General features: G+C 43.0%; 16 protein-coding genes. 7 read left to right on the forward strand and 9 right to left on the reverse strand.

The window, feature by feature from the left end; all coding sequences use genetic code 11:
- Nucleotides 1–1495: cadherin repeat domain-containing protein (locus tag DZ860_RS22735; RefSeq protein ID WP_133305466.1), on the reverse strand; the 1495-nt coding region annotated here is incomplete at its 3' end.
- A 331-nt stretch (nt 1496–1826) separates the two neighbouring features.
- Here DZ860_RS22735 and DZ860_RS22740 point away from each other — a divergent pair.
- Both DZ860_RS22740 and DZ860_RS22745 read left to right on the forward strand, forming a co-directional pair.
- Nucleotides 1827–3119, forward strand: coding sequence for a TolC family outer membrane protein (locus DZ860_RS22740; protein WP_120035524.1), 1293 nt, complete (start codon nt 1827–1829; stop codon nt 3117–3119).
- A gap of 2 nt (nt 3120–3121) precedes the next feature.
- Nucleotides 3122–3742 carry an OmpA family protein gene (locus DZ860_RS22745; protein WP_120035501.1) on the forward strand — a complete coding sequence of 207 codons (621 nt, stop codon included), beginning with the start codon at nt 3122–3124 and terminating at the stop codon, nt 3740–3742.
- 131 nt (nt 3743–3873) lie between these two features.
- On the opposite strand, the gene nhaA is transcribed toward DZ860_RS22745, so the two are convergent.
- The 5 genes from nhaA to DZ860_RS22770 form a co-directional block, all read right to left on the reverse strand.
- Entirely contained in the window at nt 3874–5019 is a 1146-nt protein-coding gene (nhaA, locus tag DZ860_RS22750) for a Na+/H+ antiporter NhaA (RefSeq protein ID WP_120035503.1), read from the reverse strand.
- A 301-nt stretch (nt 5020–5320) separates the two neighbouring features.
- A complete protein-coding gene (locus DZ860_RS22755) occupies nt 5321–6457 on the reverse strand; it encodes a lipocalin-like domain-containing protein (RefSeq protein WP_439333182.1) in 1137 nt (378 codons plus the stop codon).
- Entirely contained in the window at nt 6447–8900 is a 2454-nt protein-coding gene (locus tag DZ860_RS22760; protein WP_120035505.1) for an ABC transporter permease, read from the reverse strand. Before DZ860_RS22760 ends, DZ860_RS22755 begins: the two co-directional genes overlap by 11 nt.
- Entirely contained in the window at nt 8881–9552 is a 672-nt protein-coding gene (locus DZ860_RS22765; protein ID WP_120035507.1) for an ABC transporter ATP-binding protein, read from the reverse strand. The genes DZ860_RS22760 and DZ860_RS22765 overlap by 20 nt, the downstream gene beginning before the upstream one ends.
- A gap of 122 nt (nt 9553–9674) precedes the next feature.
- The gene (locus DZ860_RS22770) at nt 9675–11051 is read right to left on the reverse strand and encodes an MATE family efflux transporter (protein WP_243641905.1); all 1377 of its coding nucleotides are present in this window, start codon (nt 11049–11051) and stop codon (nt 9675–9677) included.
- Between the two features lie 99 nt (nt 11052–11150).
- Between DZ860_RS22770 and DZ860_RS22775 the strand changes: the two genes are divergently transcribed.
- Nucleotides 11151–12575, forward strand: coding sequence for a DUF2867 domain-containing protein (locus DZ860_RS22775; protein WP_120035509.1), 1425 nt, complete (start codon nt 11151–11153; stop codon nt 12573–12575).
- A gap of 134 nt (nt 12576–12709) precedes the next feature.
- On the opposite strand, the gene DZ860_RS22780 is transcribed toward DZ860_RS22775, so the two are convergent.
- The 3 genes from DZ860_RS22780 to rsuA form a co-directional block, all read right to left on the reverse strand.
- A complete protein-coding gene (locus DZ860_RS22780; RefSeq protein WP_120035511.1) occupies nt 12710–13372 on the reverse strand; it encodes a DUF2913 family protein in 663 nt (220 codons plus the stop codon).
- Complete coding sequence (locus DZ860_RS22785; protein WP_120035513.1) at nt 13372–14577, reverse strand: Bcr/CflA family multidrug efflux MFS transporter; 1206 nt, start codon at nt 14575–14577, stop codon at nt 13372–13374. The genes DZ860_RS22780 and DZ860_RS22785 overlap by 1 nt, the downstream gene beginning before the upstream one ends.
- Before the next feature lie 255 nt (nt 14578–14832).
- Nucleotides 14833–15534 carry a 16S rRNA pseudouridine(516) synthase RsuA gene (gene rsuA, locus DZ860_RS22790; protein WP_120035515.1) on the reverse strand — a complete coding sequence of 234 codons (702 nt, stop codon included), beginning with the start codon at nt 15532–15534 and terminating at the stop codon, nt 14833–14835.
- A 73-nt stretch (nt 15535–15607) separates the two neighbouring features.
- Between rsuA and radD the strand changes: the two genes are divergently transcribed.
- The 4 genes from radD (at nt 15608) to DZ860_RS22810 (ending at nt 20265) form a co-directional block, all read left to right on the forward strand.
- Nucleotides 15608–17347, forward strand: a complete 1740-nt coding sequence (gene radD, locus DZ860_RS22795; RefSeq protein WP_120035517.1) for a DNA repair helicase RadD — start codon at nt 15608–15610, stop codon at nt 17345–17347.
- 517 nt (nt 17348–17864) lie between these two features.
- Nucleotides 17865–18260 carry a PepSY domain-containing protein gene (locus tag DZ860_RS22800; RefSeq protein WP_120035518.1) on the forward strand — a complete coding sequence of 132 codons (396 nt, stop codon included), beginning with the start codon at nt 17865–17867 and terminating at the stop codon, nt 18258–18260.
- Between the two features lie 12 nt (nt 18261–18272).
- Nucleotides 18273–18932 carry a response regulator transcription factor gene (locus DZ860_RS22805; protein WP_120035520.1) on the forward strand — a complete coding sequence of 220 codons (660 nt, stop codon included), beginning with the start codon at nt 18273–18275 and terminating at the stop codon, nt 18930–18932.
- Nucleotides 18922–20265: an ATP-binding protein gene (locus tag DZ860_RS22810; protein ID WP_120035522.1), complete on the forward strand. Its 1344-nt coding sequence runs from the start codon at nt 18922–18924 to the stop codon at nt 20263–20265. Before DZ860_RS22805 ends, DZ860_RS22810 begins: the two co-directional genes overlap by 11 nt.
- Nucleotides 20266–20468: the final 203 nt, after the last annotated feature.

Raw genomic sequence — 20468 nt, forward strand, 5'->3', positions numbered from 1 at the left:
TTTCATTAACCCCGTCGGACGCGACCACGGTGATATAGTGATTGTTGCTAAACAACTCATARTCATTGGTAAACGCTTCAACGCCAGCATCGGTTAAACTGATTTGACCGTTATTGTTCACCTCAAACAGACCATTGAGCGGATCGTTTGGCGCATAGTCGATACTGTAAGTGACATTGCCCCCCTCAGGGTCTAACGCGCTCACCATACCAATGACATACTCTTCAGCGGAGTTTTCGTCATAGTGGAAACAGTACTCTTCTTCGCCATCGGGTAGTTCAAAGACGGGCGCTTCATTGACATCCTGTTCATTCAAGGTAACGACGATAGACGATTCATTAACCCCATCTGAAGCAATTACGGTTACTTGGTGACTATTACTTTGTAATTCATAGTCATTGGTAAACGCCGCGACACCTGCCGCAGTTAAGCTAATTTGTCCATTTGAATCTATCTCAAACAATCCCATTAGAGGATCGTCATCAGCAAAATCGAGTTGATAGGTTACCGTTTCATTTTCAGGATCGGTTGCACTCACTGTACCAATTACATATTCATCGGCTGAATTTTCATCGTAATAAAAAATGTAGTCATCGCCACCACCATCTGGTAGTTCGAAAACAGGCGCTTCATTCACATCTTGCTCATTGAGCGTCACCGTTGTTTCTGTTGTATTGACACCATCAGACGCAACTACTGTTATTTGGTGAGTGTTACTCTGCAACTCATAATCATTAGTAAATGCATCAACTCCAGCTTCAGTTAAGGTAATCTCACCATCTGCATTAATTTCAAATAATCCCTCAAGGGGATCGTCGTCTCCAAATTCAATGCTATATAGGATCTCTTCTCCCTCAGGATCTGTTGCACTTACGGTCCCGATGACATCGTCACCGCTTGAATTCTCATCGTAATCAAATGAATAACTATTTTGGTCACTTGGAAAATCAAAAAACGGTGGCTCATTCGAAGAACCGCCTCCATCACCGCCTCCGGATCCGCCATTGCCCTCATCACCTCCACCACTTCCGCCTAAATTTCCCCCATCTCCTATATTGCCCAAGAGACCATCACGAATAAGATCAAGTAACGCCACGCTTTGTGTTTGCGAAAGGCCTTGGGATTCCAATCCATTGGTTTCAAATAATGTGGTAGCGAGTGTTTGCGCATCAGTACGGCTTATCGACCCAGTCACTGTTGGGCTCGAACCGTCAATAACATCGGCTCCCGGGGCATTTTCAGCATCGACTGTGGGATCTTGCCCTTGTTCTATTTGCTGTACAATGTCAGCAATAGAACGGTCTAAATTCAGCTCTACTAAGCCGTCATTTCCAGATACGATATTTGCCTGCATATCCGTCACTGCCGTAGCATTATCTCCAACAACCACGACAACTTCACCAGCGACTGGTACTTCCCCTGGTTGAACTTCTCTTAGTTGCCCGTCATTTCCGATAACCACTATGGTGTTTGCGGTCAGAATCGCTTTGCTCATAAGCAGCTCCTTTGCGCCTGCTACCCAACGAATTTCCCATCGCCATTTCCTAGAGCATTGAGAAAGTGTGTGCAGTGACTTCTATTTATCATCATTTAAAGATAGTCATCGTTCTATTGAGCAACCAGTCAATAAGAGAAAAAATCAAGCAAAATGCATCTTAAAATGCACAACAGGTGACTAACAATCGGATATTTCACAAAATTCAAATTCTTAAACTAAGCTTCCTTTGAGAGAAAAATTCACAAGTGAGACGATTTCGATCTAACAATTGGGAGTAACTCACATTAAGAACAAGGAGTGTCGTGTGAAATATTGGAAAAAGACCCTCATATGCATTGGCATCTTCACCGCAAGCACGTCCAGTTATAGCCAAACACTTGAGCAAGCCGTTGCGATTACGCTCGGCAGTAATCCAGAAATTAAGGCTATATATAATGAGTATCAGAGTGCGGTAAAACAAAACGATGCTGCTGGCGGAGCTTATTTGCCAAGTGTCGATTTAGACGGTGGAATCGGCTATGAAGGCATTGATCCTGCTGATTCAACCGGACGTCAAGATACGGACCTGACGAGAAAAGAGCTAACGTTAAGTTTGACTCAACTACTCTGGGACGGAAACGCGACAATTAATGATATCGACCGAACAGCAGCTGATGCCGAATCACTCAGGTTACAATTAGTCGCCGATGCGTCTGATATGGCACTAAAGGTCACGCAAGTTTATCTCGACGCGATTAAATCAACGGAAGTTCTCGCGCTCTCGGAAAGTAACTTAGCCGTACACAAGGAAATTTATAGAGATATCCGAAAGAGAGCGGAATCTGGTATCGGCTCAACGGCTGATGTCTCTCAAGTTGAAGCCCGCATAGCAAAAGCCCATGGGAATTTACTCGCAGCCCAGAACAACTTGTATGATACCCATACGCAATTTCATCGCTTAGTTGGCCAACAGCCTATGGGCCTTATCTATCCCAGAGCGGATATCACAAAACTACCATTGTCTTTAAATGATGCTCTTGCACAAGCTTATGAAAGACACCCAGTTATTCAAATTTCTCTGGCTGATGTCGATTCAGCACGTTTTCAATATAAACAGTCAAAAGGTAACTTTTACCCAACATTTTCTATTGAAGCGAGCCAAAGTTGGCGTGACGATGCTGGCGGAGACGAGGGTCGAAGTGATGAAACACTTGCCATGCTACGTATGAGATATAATTTGTATAACGGCGGCAGCGATGATGATCTATCAGAGCGTGCGGCTTACCAACTCAATAAAGCGAAAGACTTTAGAGATAATGCCTATCGACAAGTTGAAGAAAGTTTGCGCTTATCTTGGAGTGCGTTGGATTTAACCCTGCAACAAAAAAGTTTCCTTGCAGACCATGTAGACTCATCTTCCGAAACAGTTGTTGCCTATGAGAAACAATACAAAATAGGCAAACGAACCTTACTCGACTTATTGAATACGGAGAACGAACTTTTTCAAGCTCGTAAGGATTACATCGATGCCCACTATGCCGAGCAGTATGCGAAATATCGAATCATGAACGCAACAGGTAACTTGCTTGAGGCATTAGTGGTGGATGTTCCTGAAGAGTGGAACCAAGCTGTGGAGTATTGATCATGAAATTACCTTTACCATATACCCCTTTACTCTTAGCGGTGTTGTGCTTTCAATCGTGGGCCGACGAAAACCAAGATGAGTATGAATATATTGCGACACCTAAAGCTAATCAGGTTGCTGATCTCACTGATGACGATAGAGATGGTGTCATTAATGCGCGGGATCTCTGTCCAGGCACACCTCTTGGCTCGCAACTAGATAACGATGGATGCGGTGAACTTGTCGTTAACAAAGAAGAAGGGCAATTGCATATTCTATTTGAAAACGACTCAAGTCAGATAAGCAGTGTATTTGCCAGTCAAATTGAAAGCATGGCAGCGTTTCTGAACAAATACCCAGCCGCTTCGATAGAAATCCAAGGGTATGCGAGTAGTGTCGGTTCACCAGAGTACAACCTCGCCCTTTCGAAAAGAAGGGCGTTAGCCGTTGAAGACAAATTACTCTCTTATGGCATAAACAAAAATCGAGTACGTATTGTTGGCTATGGAGAAAACCGCCTTGAGGCAAACGGAAGTGACGAAATCTCACATGCTCTAAATCGAAGAGTTACAGCTACCGTCGTCGGATTAAGTAAGCAAGTCGTCGAGGAATGGAATATTTTTTCTGTCATAGAGAAATAGATTACTCCTTGATGGTGGCGACTATAATGAGATTTATTGCCATCATACTAAAATACAAAACCCCCTTCGACATCATATCGAGGGGGGTATTTTTTACTGTTCTTAACTACTTTTTGATATGACGATTAAATCTAGCCTTTCTTAGGCAATGACATATGCAGCAAAATATAACCCAAAATTGCAGCAGTCGTAGAGCCCATCAAAATACCTAAACGCGCATAGGTATCAAACTCAGCGTTAACTGGACCAAATGCTAGCGAAGAGATAAAGATAGACATCGTAAAGCCGATACCACAAAGCACAGATACTGCGAAAATGTGCTTAAAGTTAATCCCTTCTGGTAACTTGGCAACTCCCATTTTTACTGCAACCCAACTAAAGCTAAAAATACCCAGAGGTTTACCTACTAACAAACCCATTGCAATACCTAGCGGCAACATTGAAGTTAGGCCATCAACAGAGACACCCTCTAGTGAGATACCAGCATTGGCAAAAGCAAACAGCGGTAAGATAAAGAATGCCACATATGGGTGCAATGCATGTTCCATATGTTTCAATGGCGAGCGCTCCCCTTTATTCCCTTTCAGTGGAATCGAGAAACCAATCACAACACCAGCTAGTGTCGCATGCACACCTGATTTAAGAACTGCGAACCACAAAATAGCACCAACTATCATATAAGGTGTAAGTTTGGTTACATGACGCGAGTTAAGTACAAACAGGAGACCTGTCATCGCAAAACCAACCGCTAGTGCCGTCGTCGATAAGTCACCTGTATAGAACAATGCGATAATAACGACAACACCTAGATCATCAATAATCGCTAGAGCCAATAAAAACACTTTCAAACTAACAGGTACGCGCTTACCTAGTAGCGCCATAATACCTAATGCAAAAGCAATATCAGTCGCGGCTGGAATCGCCCAACCGGAAATCGCTTCCGCATCATTGAAGTTAAATAATACGTACACCAATGCAGGTGCTAACATGCCGCCTACTGCAGCGATTGCAGGAAATATTGCTGTTTCTTTGGATTTCAATGCACCTTCAAGAAGTTCACGTTTAACTTCCAAACCAATTAGTAGGAAAAAGACTGCCATCAGGCCATCATTGACCCAGTGTGAAACTGACATATTAAAAACATAAGTATGCAAGAAAGTTTCATACATACCGTTTAAAGGTGTGTTTGCAATAGTCATAGCAATTGCCGCTGCAATTACCAATAAAATCCCACCAGCTGACTCCATTTTGAAGAAGTCGCGAAAAATATCACTCATGATATCGTCCTATATTTATTATGTTAATAAACGATTAACAAAGAATAACCTAGAGTTTATAGCTTTCCAAATTTCGATAATAGTCGCTTGTTTAGAGTTTATACTTCGGTTTTTCCGATGAAAACGCCATGTTAGCTATTATTTTACTGACCAATCACTTTCACTTTGGAATGCATAAAAGATCGCCTTTCCTATCGTTCGATATTTGCGTCTGATATTAATGCATTTTTCCCAACAAAAAACCCTGTGTATTAACAATAAATACACAGGGTTAAAATAAGTGCGATCCAAACTAGAAAAATCAGTAACCTGTCAGTTGCATAAATCCTTTGGCATTATGTGTACCAATTGTTTCAATCGGCCCCTCCCAGTAAGGGATCACAAATGGCAACCATAAATTTTTATTCATAACTTGTGTCGTCACATCGATACCATGATCCGCCAGTTTTACTCTCCAAGTCACTGGGATCTGCTTGTTGTTCGCCATTGGCCAAAACTGTATCGGCGTCATGATGACATCATCTTGGGTTAAATTGACGACTTTTCCATCATTGGTCGCCAAAAGGCCAAAAATATAGGGTAACTGATCTTTATGTCGATACTGATTAACTGATAGCGTGGTTTCATTATCCAACTTCAATACGAACCAATCCCAACCTTGTTGCCCTTCCGTCATTAAACCAGTTCCCCATTCTTTACTCATCCATGCGTCACCGATAATTCGCAATGAGCTATCTTCGCCAAAGGTCAGCAAGCCTTCGACTCTAAGAAAAGGAGAAGTGACATTATGGGAAGCAATGGGTAACAAATCGTGTTTATTGACGTACCCGCGATCACCAGGCAAAACGAATGGACCAGACGTTGCAACTCTTAATTGAAGCTTAAATGTATCACTTTGAGCATCAAGTTGACCCGGAAATGGCGTATCGCTTAGCGAACGCCAAGTCCAATTGTCTATCCAAACTTTGAATGGACGATGAGTCATTCCTGCTTGACCAATACCACCACGAGCTAGTCGTTGTTCTTTCCATACCTTGTTCTGATTGGAGATAACAATATGGGAAACGTAGAGTTGTGGGTTTTGCCAACCTCTACGATCTTGCTCATCACTGGCAATACGAAAATAACTCCACTGAATGCCGTATTGCTGCCCCTCTGCGTCAACAACGTTAGCAAAAAAATGCCACCATTCATGTTGGTAGTCATTATGAAACTGGAAATCTTTTGGTAATTGAACTGGCGAGTCTGGTAATACCGGTTCAAAAACTTGCGGGTTCTGGGACGTAAAGATGCTGGTATCACTGCCATCATTCGCTTGTTCGATAGGTTGCTTATAAAACAAATACAAACCTATCAACACCGAAGCTAATATTAGCCCTAATAGAATAACAATCAGCAATTTCCTCATCTTTACGCGATAGTCCATTTTATAACGCATCCCTTAATGACTTCATTGGGGTTTTTCTAACCATTCTTAATACAGGGATTGCACCTGCCAGCATGAGAGAGAGCATCGCAAGTAAGCTAGTTTGCAAATATTCATGTGGAATAAATTGAAGTTCAAGGGTCCAGCCAAATGATTGCTTAATAATGATATCAACGACCAAATGTGCCAACGCAAGCCCTAACGGCATAGCGATTAAAATAGATACTGCACCAAAGACAAACAGCTGAAAACTCCCCATCACAATAAGTTCTCGTCCAGACATACCTAAACAGCGCAATAACGAAATATGCCGTTGACGAGAGACTTCACCAGCAATAGTCGCGACAAATATGCCAAACACCGCTATTACCAAGGTGATATTCCCCAAGGTATCGGCAATAGAGAAAGTACGATCAAATACCCGCATCGCTTGCTTATGGATACTCGTATTATCGAACACTCGCTCTGGATGTAACCTAAATACCGATTCCATCCTGCGTTTTAATCCCGACAATGGCACACCATCTTCGAGCACAGCACCTAAAGCAACGGTTCCAGTCCCAGCATAGGCATACAGCCAGTTACGGTGAGAAAGCAATACTTGGTTATAAGGATTACCATAATCATAATAGACACCAACTACTTGCCAGCCCTGTCCGAGGCCTTTCGGTAAATCGATGTAATCGCCTGGGCGAATATCGAGTTTTAATGCCATGGATTCGCTGATCATTACTCCTCGAGAATGGTGCAAGTGATACCAATAATCAGGAATACCCAATTTAACGGTCAGCGCATCCAATTCGCCCTCAGAAGCACCTGTACTCACGATTTGCAATGAACCTTCTGGTGTCGCTTTTTCTTTTTCCCAACGCCACCAAACTGATTTAACTTCTGGCTGTTTGGTTAGCCATGTGCTCATTCGAGCAGCTGCGCTGTTATTAGGGTAAATATAGAGATCCGCTGCCAAGCGTTGGCTTAACCACTTATCGGTTGTATCTCGGAAACTACCTACCATAGTTTCAACACCGATATTAGCCGCCATCGCCAGCATAAATGCCATTGTTGCTACGCCACGGTAACTCATACTTGCCGCGGCATCGGCAAAGAACCAACGAATTTTTACCCAGCGTAATGAATAGCTGAAGCTAATAAATACGCGCCAAACAAGAAAAGGAGTAAACAATGCAACGGATAACAACATTAAAGCGATAATTGCAAAACCAGATTCTTGTGTTTGTGGCGCTTGGTAGACAGCAATTGCTGCAACACTCAACGCACAGGCCAGCAAAGCTTGAATGGTAAATTCGGTGCCGGTAAAACGCATAAGAGACAAGCGTGTGGTCAAACGAATAGGTTGAGAACGTAGTAAGCGAACCAATGGCCAAGCACAAGCCGCAATAGCGCCAATACTGGTCATTAATAGGCTATAACCACTTGAGCGCCAGCTCCATGAGATGCTTAAGCCGACATTGGCATCATAAAGATCACCCAAGCTAGAAGAAACACTTGGAATCAACTGATTTGCGAGCAAAATACCTAACGCATTACCGCATAACCAACTAATCAATACTAACACTAACAATTCAAGTGATAACGCTTGAGCCAACTGCCAACCTGATACACCTGTTTGACGAAGTGTGCCAACTAAAGGCTGGCGCTGTGTTAGCGAAAGTGACATTGCCTGATAAAAAATAAATAAACCAACAAGAAAAGCCAGCATTCCCATCGCACTAAGATTCATATGGAACGCTTGGGTCAGAGATTCCAATTCAGCGCGAGAGCTGCGTACTAAAGCCATACCACTTGGTAGTTTGTTTTTAAGCGCTTCTAGCTTTTCACTCGGCATATCGCCACATGCAATGACTGAAATACCAGCCCCCTTATCTAGCATGCTCAATAAGGAGAGATCTGCAATGATTCGAGTACCGTTCAACTGGTGCTGCTTATCCACCAAAATAGGGCCCAGTTCACTGCCATCACTAAGAGGAATATAATCACCATCCCCCCAACTCATGTGTGTCGCTAAATCTTTACTCACCATTACAGGATACGGCGGACGCATTAAATCCAACGATGTAAGCTGTTTCAGTGGTATTTCAGGTTGGAATGCAACCATGGCAACGGGATCGACACCAACCAGCATCAAATCTGACCCGTTGGCCGTTTGAATTCGAGTACTTTTTAATGGGACACATTTATTAAAGCCATCACGGCGCAACTGGACATAAAAGCCCTGTGGGATCTGATTGCTTGCGTGCTTAGATCGGATACGATATGGAAGTGGATTAGAAAAAAGACGTTCACCATGCTCGTAGCTTTGACGCGCATGTTCATTGATTGAAGTCACTCCAACTAAAAGAGACACACCAAGAGTAAGCCCAAGCCAGACAAGAAGGATTTGAAAAGGATAACGTCTGTAATGGCCTAGCAGTGCTTTAACTACGGGCCATAACATGCAGTTGCCCTCCTTGTAGTCGGATACGACCTTCCATATGTTCTGCCACTTTTTCGCTGTGTGTAACCAATAACAATGTGCAATCGAGTTGTCGAGTTAGACTGGTCAATAAGCGCATCACTGCTTCAGCATTTCGTTCATCGAGGCTTCCCGTCGGCTCATCTGCTAAGAGAATCTTTGGTTCCATATACAACGCACGTGCAATCGCAGCGCGTTGCTGTTGTCCACCAGAAACTTCTTCTGGATAACGACCTAGCAGTGGCATTAAATCTAAAGCAGAGAGAATTTGACGCCATAGACCTTGGTCTTCAGGTAAGCCTTTAAGCTGGCGACAAAAACGGATGTTATCAGCGACATTAAGAGTTGGAAGTAGATTGAACTGCTGAAAAATAAGACCAATGTTATTACGACGGTAAGCCGTGCGGCGACTTTCGCTAACATCTTGCATTAGAAAATTAGGGAATTCGATGCTACCAGAATCAACCGTATCTAAACCTGCAATCAAGTTGAGTAACGTACTTTTTCCTGAGCCACTCTCCCCCATCAATGCAATCTGCTCGCCCTGCTTTAATGATAACTCAGCACCTTGTAAAACAGGATGAAATTCACCCCCATCAACATAGCCTTTACAGAGGTCGGTTAACCTTAACATCAGAGACTCACAATCGAATAAAATAGAGGGGTGAATCTACACTAAATCCCTCTCAACAGGAAGTATTTTGGATACTAGATCACAAGATGTGTACTTTTTTGCAACAAATCGAAGCTATAGTTCTAATTTTCAATCAAATTACGCATCCACTTCTTGCTATTAATACGGTAAATGGAGCCTCCCCATTTAATCACTTCTTCAGTCAAAAAGAGTAAATATACCCATTGAGGTTCCCACCCCAAAGTAATAGCTGCAAACGCAGCCAGAGGGATACCGATAACCCATTGGGCGATCACATCTTGATAAAGACAGAATTTCACATCACCGCCGGCACGAAGAACGCCCACAATAGCGGTCATTGGCAACGAACGAATCACAATGCCAACACACAAAATGATAATAAACTGGTCTGTAAGAGCGCGAGTTTCCTCCGTCAAAGCGCTAAAAGCCCCCAGCACCAATCCTTGACTGAAATACAAAATCACTGAAACGCAGATACCGACCAAAATACTGATAAGGGTTAAGCCGATCGCTTGATAGTAAACCTCATCATAACGTTTAGCTCCAAGTTGATTACCAACCAAAACTGCCGCCGCATTCGACATACCAATTAATAAACTTAATGAAATCGATTCAACAGGCGTCATCACGGACAATGCTGCCAAGCCTTGTACGCCAGCTTGTCCCATAATGGCATGATAAGCAAACAATCCCCCTGCCCATGCCAAAAAGTTGAGCGTCGTCGGTAACGATAGTTTTAAGAAGCGACTGACTCGATCAACACGAAGAACCGCTTTCATATCAGAGATATTGAACGCAAGTAAATGCTTTTTAAAATAGAGATAGCCATAAAGAGTTGCCACTTCAATCGCGCCACTGATTACTGTTGCGATTGCTGCACCAGTAATTCCCATTGCTGGAAAACCCAAATTACCAAAAATAAGAACCCAGTTAAGAAATACGTTAGATAGGATGCCAATACCACTAAAGAAAGTACTCAGCCCCGGCTTATGCATAGCACGAAGCCCCACCGCCATACTCGCCACATTAGCAACAGCAAACATACTCACGGAGGTAATAACAAGATATTCGCTACCCAGTTCATTCACTTGCAAAGAGTCGGTCGTTACCCCCATGACTTGATGAGGAAATAGAATAAAAAACAACGCAGCAATCGCAGCAAAAACATTGGTAACTAACCACGTCAGAGCGGTACTTTCGCGCACACCTTGCTGATTACCTGCCCCCCAATACTGAGCTGTAAGAAGAGCGCCACCCGTGGTGACCCCTACAAGCATAATGGTAGTGACAAATGTTGCACGAGCAGCAACTCCTACCGCGGCGATTTCAGCTTCACCGAGCTGTCCAAGCATTAAAACGTCAACTAAGCCACGGCTAGAAAACATAATACTCTGAAGTGTGATCGGTAGCGCAATTGCGACTAATCTACGTAAAAAATCGCCCTTTGTATGGGCAAATACTTGGGATAACACGGTCAAAACAACACCCCGGAGAAAGACGGTAATAGAAAGGATATAAATACGCGGCTATTATAGGGTTTTGTTGAAAAATCAACCATCAATATTACAGGGATAGACATGAAAAAAGTGCTGGTATTGGGTGCGTCAGGTTATGTCGGTTCGCAGCTACTCCTCAAGTTGTGTGAACAAGGCTATCAAGTGACGGCAGCAGCAAGGCAAATAGACTATTTGATTGCTCGTACACCTCCCCATGACAACCTCACTATCACCTATCTTGATTTGGCCGATGCCCAAGCAACCCAAGCACTTTTGCCCAATTTCGACATTATCTATTTTCTTGTACACGGCATGGCTCAAGGGCATGATTTCTTGGACTATGAAATATCATTGGCAGAAAATGTCTTGATCGCACTAGAACAATCTCAAGTCCAAAAGGTCATTTATCTTAGTGCGATACAACCTCAAACTGGGAATTCCGAACATTTAGAAGCCCGTCGTATGACTGGGGAAGTCTTACACCGAGGAGCGGTTCCTATTATTGAGCTTAGAGCGGGTGTCATCATAGGCCCCGGTTCTGCTGCGTTCGAAATAATGCGCGATTTTGTCTACAACTTGCCGATACTAATTACGCCCAAATGGGTGGATTCAAAAGCCAACCCAATAGCGCTAAGTAATCTTAATCATTACCTCATCGAATTGGCTAAAGAACAGACTAAAGAACATCACATTTATGAAGTGGGAGGGCCTGACACTCTAAGCTACCGAGAACAGTTTTCTGTTATCTGCCAAGTGATCGGCAAGCCACTGCGCCTTTGGTCAACGGCTTTATTAACACCTAAAATCGCCTCTTACTGGCTTGGCATCGTCACATCAGTTCCAGCTTCGATTGGTACAGCGCTACTTGCCGGGTTAGAGCATGACTTTATCGCCGATTCCCGGGAAATCGAAGCCAAACTGCCACAACCCATGATTGGTTACCATGACATGGTAGCGTCAAGTATTGAGCAAGAAGGTAAATTTGTACGCAGCAATGTATGGGGCTTTGATCCTAGTGCGTTAAAACGATGGCAACCCGGTTACGGCTATCACCCAAAACAGACCGGCGCCAGTATTGAAACTAGCCTTTCAACAACGCAACTTTGGGAGGTGGTGAAAAAAATTGGTTCACCTGAAGAGGGGTACTTTTTTGCTAATGCCCTGTGGCGAACTCGTGAGTGGCTCGATATCTTCTTTGGGGGTGGTAAACCAATACGTCGTTCACCACATGGACCTGAACTGCAAGTTGGTGACCATATTGATTCTTGGAAAGTTATTCGTTGTGAAAAACTGCATTTCATTTCATTGCTATTTGGTATGAAAGGCCCTGGATTAGGACGACTTGAATTTGTTATTGATGATCTCGGAGATAAACGCCGTTTAACCGTTACGGCTTGGTGGCATCCCCAAGGTTTTCCTGGGCTGCTCTATTGGTTTGCGATGATGCCTGCTCACTTGTTTATTTTTAAAGGTATGGTGAAAGCCATTGTTCGCAAAGCAACGTAAAGTAGAGCGACGTAAAAGTAGAGTTAAGCGCAGTGCATAATTAACCTATCCCCCACACACAAAAGAGCCAACATTTCTGCTGGCTCTTTATAAATATATCCAAAAGTGATTTCGATATTGCTTAGGGATAAAACTCAGTCAATCTGCAAGTTACGTGGTAATTCCGCTAATTGGTTACCACTATTATTAGGGAACACAATGTATTCACCGTGGTACTTAACGTTTGATTTGTAATCGGTAACTTTATGCACTAAAAATCCAGCATCTGTCGCTCGTTCTACAAACTCAGCATGATTACCGCGAACAAACCAGTTCATCGGCTTAACAAGTATTTCACCATCAAAACAGGTGTCACACTGATCCGTACAAAGAGCTAACGAGTTAGGCCCATCAGTAAAAATTTGTACTTTACCGCAGCCAACTAGTGGCTCAGAAGTTGATACTTCCCAGCCTGACTCTTCCATCGCATCAATGAATGTGTTGATCTCAGAGTCTTTAATCGTTTTTTCTTCTTGGCCTTGTGGGAAAAACTGGCCATATAACGTGGAAATGCGTTTAAAAACCAACTCTAATCCAGAATCATTCCCTTTTGAACGACCCATTTTTTGCCAACGAACCAAATCATTAGTGACGCACCGTTCAAAACGTTGAGATTTGATTGCCTTTGTCACCCAGCGAATGAAAAAAGAGTTGTTTGCTATTGGAGCATTCACTGCTTTTCCTGCTTTATGTTCTGCATACAATTCTTCTAATGCAGAATCAGCCACTCGTTGAATTTCTATTCTATATTGAGACATTACGCCTTTCTTCCCAAAAACCAATAAAATGCAGCGGACAAAATTGAACACGCTGTCATTACAAATACCATAGGCCATGTCACGCCATTGGGTAGTGCAGCTACAAGAGCACCAATGATTGAACCTGTGCCAAAGCGAAGTGTACCAGCAAGAGATGATGCCGTGCCAGCCATTGATGGGTAACCGCTCAATAATAACCCCATCGAATTACTACCTATGGTTGAAAGCGTACCGATAAATAAGACCACAAAAATAACGGTGCCCCATAATCCCCAATCAAACGCCCAGCTAGCAAGTAAACCAAGACCGGCAACAAGTTGAACGATAAGTCCAAAACGCAGCATGACATGAGAACCCACTTTTTTGACTAAACGACCATTAATACTGGTCATAATAATCATAGCAACAATGTTCAGGCCGAATAAATAACCAAAATGATCCGGACGCACACCATAGTAATCAATATAAACAAACGCACCCGCCGTTAAGAAAGCAAACATACCTGCAAACGAAAAGGCACCCGATAAGATCAAACCCATCGCCATAGGGTTACGGCATAAACGGAAGTAGTTACGCATTGTCGTACTAAATCGAAGCGGTTGACGTTTGTCATCAGTGAGTGTTTCTGGGATTTTCCACAGCACCAATACAATCACCAGTGCCGCAAATCCAGCTAGTACCCAAAAGATTGAGCGCCAACCGAACCAAATAGCCAAATAACCACCAATCATTGGTGCAATGAGTGGAGCAATCGTAATAACCAGTGTGACAAATGACATTGCTCGGGCGAAGTCTTCACGGTCAAACATGTCACGAACAACGGCCTGAATAATCACAGCGGCTGCTGCTCCAGCAAAACCTTGCGCAGTACGAACCCACGTTAGCGCATCGATCCCATTAGTCGTTGCACTCACCACTGCGGCCAAACCAAAGAAAAGCACACCTAAAATTAAGACCGGACGACGACCATAACTGTCTGCCAATGGACCATGAATCAGTTGTCCTAAAGCAAAACCGGCAGTATAAGCCGTTAAAGTAAACTGCACCTCTCCCGCCGTTACACCAAGATCGCGAGCGATCGTTGGCATAGCGGGTAAATACATATCAATGGCAAGCGGTGTTAACGCCCCAATGGCACCAAGAACGAGAAATAAAAGGAAACTTATTTGGGGAACATTGAGATGTTGTGTTGATGAACCAGACATAAAACTCCTATTCGACTAAATATCTGTTACGGCGTTCCCTGCAATAACCAATAAGAAAGAAAAGACTCGCATCCGCGAGCCTTATTAATAAATGAGTCTTACTATTTGGGGATCTATACCCGCCCAATGACAAGGAGGGTAAGAGAAATTTCGTAGACTTGTTCAGGTATATTCGACCAATTCTCAAAAAAACACTAGGTCTTAATAAGAAATAAAGAATTTCCTATTTGCACCATTCATTCTTTTGGGGAATGTTTAATTCCAGATAGATTCGACTTCTTCTTGAGTCAAATAACGGTATTCACCAAGGTCTAACGACTCATCGAGGACAATTTTACCGATTCGTTCACGATGTAATCGTTCTACTTTATTACCTAAAGCTGCGAACATACGTTTTACTTGGTGATATTTACCTTCCGTGATCGTCAATAACAATTCATTTTGACTTTCATCGACAATTTCCATTACCGCTGGTTTGGTAGGTTCACGCTCGTTACGTAGCTCAACGCCCTCAGCAAGCTTCTGTGCATAGTCAGGCTGAATCGCATCATCTAACCATACTCGATAAGTTTTTTCACACTTATGTTTTGGTGACGTAATACGATGCGACCACTGACCATCGTCGGTAATAAGAAGAAGACCTGTTGTATCTACATCCAGTCGACCAGCAAAATGCAAATCAGCCATTTTCACTTCATCAAGTAGGACAAAAGCCGTTTGGTTATGACCATCTTCATGTGAACAAACAAAGCCTTCAGGTTTGTGCAACATGATATAGCGTGGACCGATTCTCTTCAGTACTCGATCTTGCCATTCAACAACGCAATCATCTGTTACTTGAAAAGAACCACTTTTTTTCTTCACTTCGTTAACTGTAACATCACCACTACGAAGAAGCTGGGTTGCTTCTCTGCGGGTTACACCTAACGCATCACACACAAATTTATCTAAACGCATGAATACCTCATCTTTCTCTGCTGGGGTATTATAGTCCGCTTGAACCAAATAGTTGAGCTATTTCACAGAAATTATGTACACACTTCGCCCCTACCAAGCTGACTCCGTCAAAGCTGTTATTCATTACTTTCGTAAGCACTCCACTCCAGCGGTTATTGTGCTACCGACCGGAGCAGGAAAAAGCTTAGTCATTGCTGAATTAGCGCGACTTGCGAAAGGTCGAGTTCTCGTACTTGCGCATGTTAAAGAGCTGGTTGAACAAAACCATGCTAAATATGAGGGCTATGATTTAAAGGGAGCGATTTTTTCTGCCGGATTAGGACGAAAAGAAACAGATCAACAAGTCGTATTTGCGTCGGTTCAATCTGTTGTACGTAACCTAGATTCATTTAAAAACCAATTTTCGTTGCTCGTGATCGACGAATGCCATCGTGTGCCTGATGATGAAAACAGCAGTTACCAAAAGGTCATTGCTCATTTAAGGGAACTGAATCCGGGGATTAAAGTACTGGGACTCACCGCCACACCTTATCGGCTCGGCATGGGATGGTTGTACCAATACCATACGCGCGGTCAGGTACGCAGCGAGGAAGCACACTTTTTCCGCGATTGTATTTTTGAGTTACCTATTCGCTATTTACTCGACGAAGGATTTCTAACCCCGGCAAGAATGATGGATGCACCGGTATTAAGTTACGACTTTTCTCAGTTAAAACCCGCAACAACCGGACGCTATAAAGAATCCGAACTGGATATGGTGATCGACAACGCCAAGCGAGCAACACCACAAATTGTTGAACAAATTGTCCATTTAGCACAAGACAAACTCGGCGTTATGATTTTTGCCGCCACAGTTCGCCATGCCCAAGAGATCTTTGGATTATTACCTCAAGGCCAAACAGCATTGGTCATTGGTGATACGCCAACACCCGAACGCGACGCAATCATCCACAATTTCAAACAACGTAACATTAAATTCCTAGTGAATGTCTCGGTACTCACAACAGGATTCGATGCTCCTCACGTTGATCTCATTGCGATTTTACGTCCAACTGAATCCATTAGCTTATACCAGCAAATTGTCGGACGCGGACTGCGATTGTCTCCCGGAAAAACGGAGTGTTTGGTCCTTGACTATGCGGGTAACAGTTACGATCTTTATCAACCAGAAGTAGGGAATCCGAAACCAGACTCAGACAGTGAGATCATTACCATTCCCTGCCCTGCCTGTGGGTTTAACAATAATTTTTGGGGGAAACTCGATAGTAATGGCTTCCTATTAGAGCACTTTGGCCGACGCTGCCAGGGATTTTTGGAAGATGATGACACTGGGGAAAGAGAGCATTGTGGTTATCGCTTTCGCGCTAAATACTGTGGTGAATGTGGTGCAGATAATGATATTGCTGCGCGAATTTGCCATGAATGTGATGCAACATTAGTTGACCCAGATAAAAAGCTAAAAGAAGCGCTGAACCTGAAAGACGCTTTAGTCTTCGAATGTCTAGAAATGGACTTGACTGTGCACAAAGATTCAAGCGGAAAAACACAACTCAAAGTCAGTTATATTGGAGATAATCAAGCTCAGGTTCATGAGTTTTGGCCATTGACGACAAAATCTCAAAAGCAGCGATTTAAAGACCAGTTTGTGCGCCCACACCTTGCAGATAGACACCGTCCATTTGAACAATCATCGCCAACTAAAGTGGTAGCTCATCAGCATCGCTTCCGTCCACCACAATTTGTTATTGCTCGTAAAGTAGGACGATTTTGGAAAATGCGAGACAAGATTTTTTCAGACGAGTTAAAAAACTAGACGAGTAAACACCCTGCCTATCATTCATATATAAATTCCACCAACTCATTTTCACAGGAGTCGATTACCGACTCCTGTAACTTGAAAATCTTGAGGTTACTTGGGGGTATACCTTATTATGTAAAGGATTGCTTCGCTGATTTTCCACTACCTGCCTAACAAAATAATAGAAATTAAAAACATGCGCTAGAGTAGTGGCGAATCGGTTCTTTCAATCATATCTTGAATGGTAAAAAGTTAAACGCTTCTTGTCTTATTGAGTGATTGATCTCATTCAGCTTCAATTCATCACCACTATGATAAGATCATAAAAATGGAGTCATTGAATTTGTTGCTATATCTCGTTCTAAACAAGAACTCACCCAAAAATATCCACCAGCCGACACTGAGTGATCATAGAATCGAAAGCAACTAAGAACGCATGCTGTTACCCTTATGACATAATTCAGAATAAATGACTCAAATACAAACATATCCAATACACGCAAACTCGACACACGTAAACGAAGGTAAAACCATGTTTCGTAGCCCATTAATATTGACCTTATTGCTCTCTAGCCTAACTTTTTCTTTACCTAGTTGGGCTGGTAAGCATGACCATGAAAATGGCCATGCCTTGGTTCAAGATGTTCACCGTGACGGACCGAAAATTGAATTCGAAGAAGATCAAGATGAAGTCTATCAAGCTGTAAAACGAGGTTACATTCGCCCTTTCTCGGAAATGTATGCCGCTGTCGAACGTGATCTAAAAGGTCGTATTATCAGCGTTGAACTTGAAGAAGATGATGATGAATGGATTTACGAACTCAAACTCAACCACAAAAATAACATTATAAAAGTCGAGTATGACGCTCAAACGCTAAAAATGTTAATGATAAAAGGGCGTGATTTTCATCAAGCTCTTAAAAAATAGAAGATTAAAAATATGAAAATACTCGTTGTAGAAGATGAGCCAAGACTTGGTGAACAAATTATAGAAGCACTTGAGAATACAGGTTGGGTGCCTGAGCTTGCTCAAGATGGTATCGATGCACTCTACCGCGCGACGTCAGAAGAATGGGATGCGATAGTTATGGATCTCGGTTTACCAAAACTCGATGGCCTAACCGTACTTAAGGGGATTCGCGACGAAAACATTAACACTCCCGTGGTAATACTAAGCGCTCGTGACACGCTAACTCAACGAGTAGAAGGCCTCAACGCAGGTGCTGATGACTACCTTACCAAGCCGTTTGAAATGGTAGAGCTAACCGCTCGTTTACGAGCTCAGTTACGTCGAGCTTCCGGTAATGCATCTCCCGTCATTCAAGTGGGCAATCTTGCTTTAGATACACGCACATCAAAAGTGATGTGGCAAGGCCAAGCGATTAATTTGACCGCGCTAGAATATAAAGTGGTCGCGTATTTTATGCACAATTCAGATAAAGTGATCTCACGAACTGAATTGGTCGAACATATTTATAAGCAAGACTTCGACCGTGACTCAAATACCATAGAAGTATTCATCGGCCGTATTCGTAAAAAAATCGCTCCAAATGTGATTAAAACGGTCCGTGGACTTGGGTATCAATTGAATGCCGAATAAAAAACTTCATGCTTTAAAACGCCTGAGTTTAAAAAGCCGCCTCATGCTGGCGGCTATTATTTGGCTCACGGCTATGGTGATCGCTGCAGGAGTCACCGTCCCCTCCCAAGTATATAGTTACATGGAAGCGGATGCGAAAGCGCAGTTACAAATCTATTTAGATGAAATATCCGCCAATTTAGAAGTGGACGATAAAGGTAACTTAACGCTGAGCACTCAGCTGTCTGATCCTCGTTTCAATCGCCCTTACAGCGGTCTGTATTGGTCGGTTTCAAACAAAGAACATAACCTCCGATCTCGCTCGCTTTGGGACAAGAAAATCACATTCAAAAACAAAGTCGATGCCTTTGGTGCTCGGGATGAGAAGCTCATTTATCGTCAATCTGAGTTTTATTTCCCCGACTATGATGCGCCGATTAAAGTTATTGTTGCCATTGACGAAGAACCTTTAGAAAAAACCGTTCATAAGCTAATGGAAGAGCTATGGTTAATTCTTGCCCTACTCTATTTTGGCGTCCTCATTGTTATTTTGGTTCAAATTGCTTGGTCATTAAGCCCTCTCACCAAAATGCACAAAGAACTATCACAAGTTCGTCGTGGCGAAAAAACGCAGCTAAACGAGGAATACCCTCGTGAGATTGCCCCTGTCGTATCCGACTTAAATGCTTTGGTCTTTCACTATCAAGAACTGTTAGAGCGTGCTCGTCACCATGCAGGGAACCTTTCCCACGCTTTAAAAACACCTCTTTCAGTTCTAAAAAACGAAGTTGAGACCTTAGCGCCTGAAGCTCGGGCCAAATTATCGCCCCCTGTCGAACAGATCCAAGGGCAAATTGATTACCATCTCGGTCGTGCCCGCATGGCGGGATCTAAGAACATTTTATCAGTCAAAGCCTCACCGTCAGAGCGCATTGATGCCATATCCATGGCGTTTGATAAAGTCTACGCTAATCGAGATGTTACCCTAATCAATGAAATTGACTCTGATTTACAAGTCGCGGTTGAACCGAGCGATCTTGATGAAATGATCGGAAATTTACTTGAAAATGCTTATAAATGGTCAAATTCGATCATTCGTGTTCATGCGCAAGTCTCACCAGATGACGCTCAAAACGTTTCTCTTATTGTTGAAGATGACGGCCCAGGTATACCTGAAGAGCAACAACAAAATGCGATCAAACGCGGAGTTAGATTAGATGAGACCACACCGGGAACCGGCCTAGGACTTAATATCGTGAGTGAAATGGCATACAGTTACCGCGGTCGATTATTGCTTGAACGCAGTGCAATGGGCGGCTTAAAGGCGATATTAACCGTCAAGATTTCTTTATAGCTTGCCTCTAACTCATAGAAGCCATTAACGATGGCATAAAAAACCGCAGAAAATAACTTAATGCTGATCGTTTTAAATAATTGAACGATCCTGAGCAGGGTTCATAATCGGTCTCAACATAGTTGAGGCCGATTTTTTTATGTCTGAGTTTTCTAAAGAGTTACAGATTACCGCTGAGTTTTGCCAAGAACATCATCTCAATG

The sequence above is a fragment of the Vibrio sinensis genome (assembly GCF_003605645.1).
In the GTDB taxonomy this organism is placed as follows: domain Bacteria; phylum Pseudomonadota; class Gammaproteobacteria; order Enterobacterales; family Vibrionaceae; genus Vibrio; species Vibrio sinensis.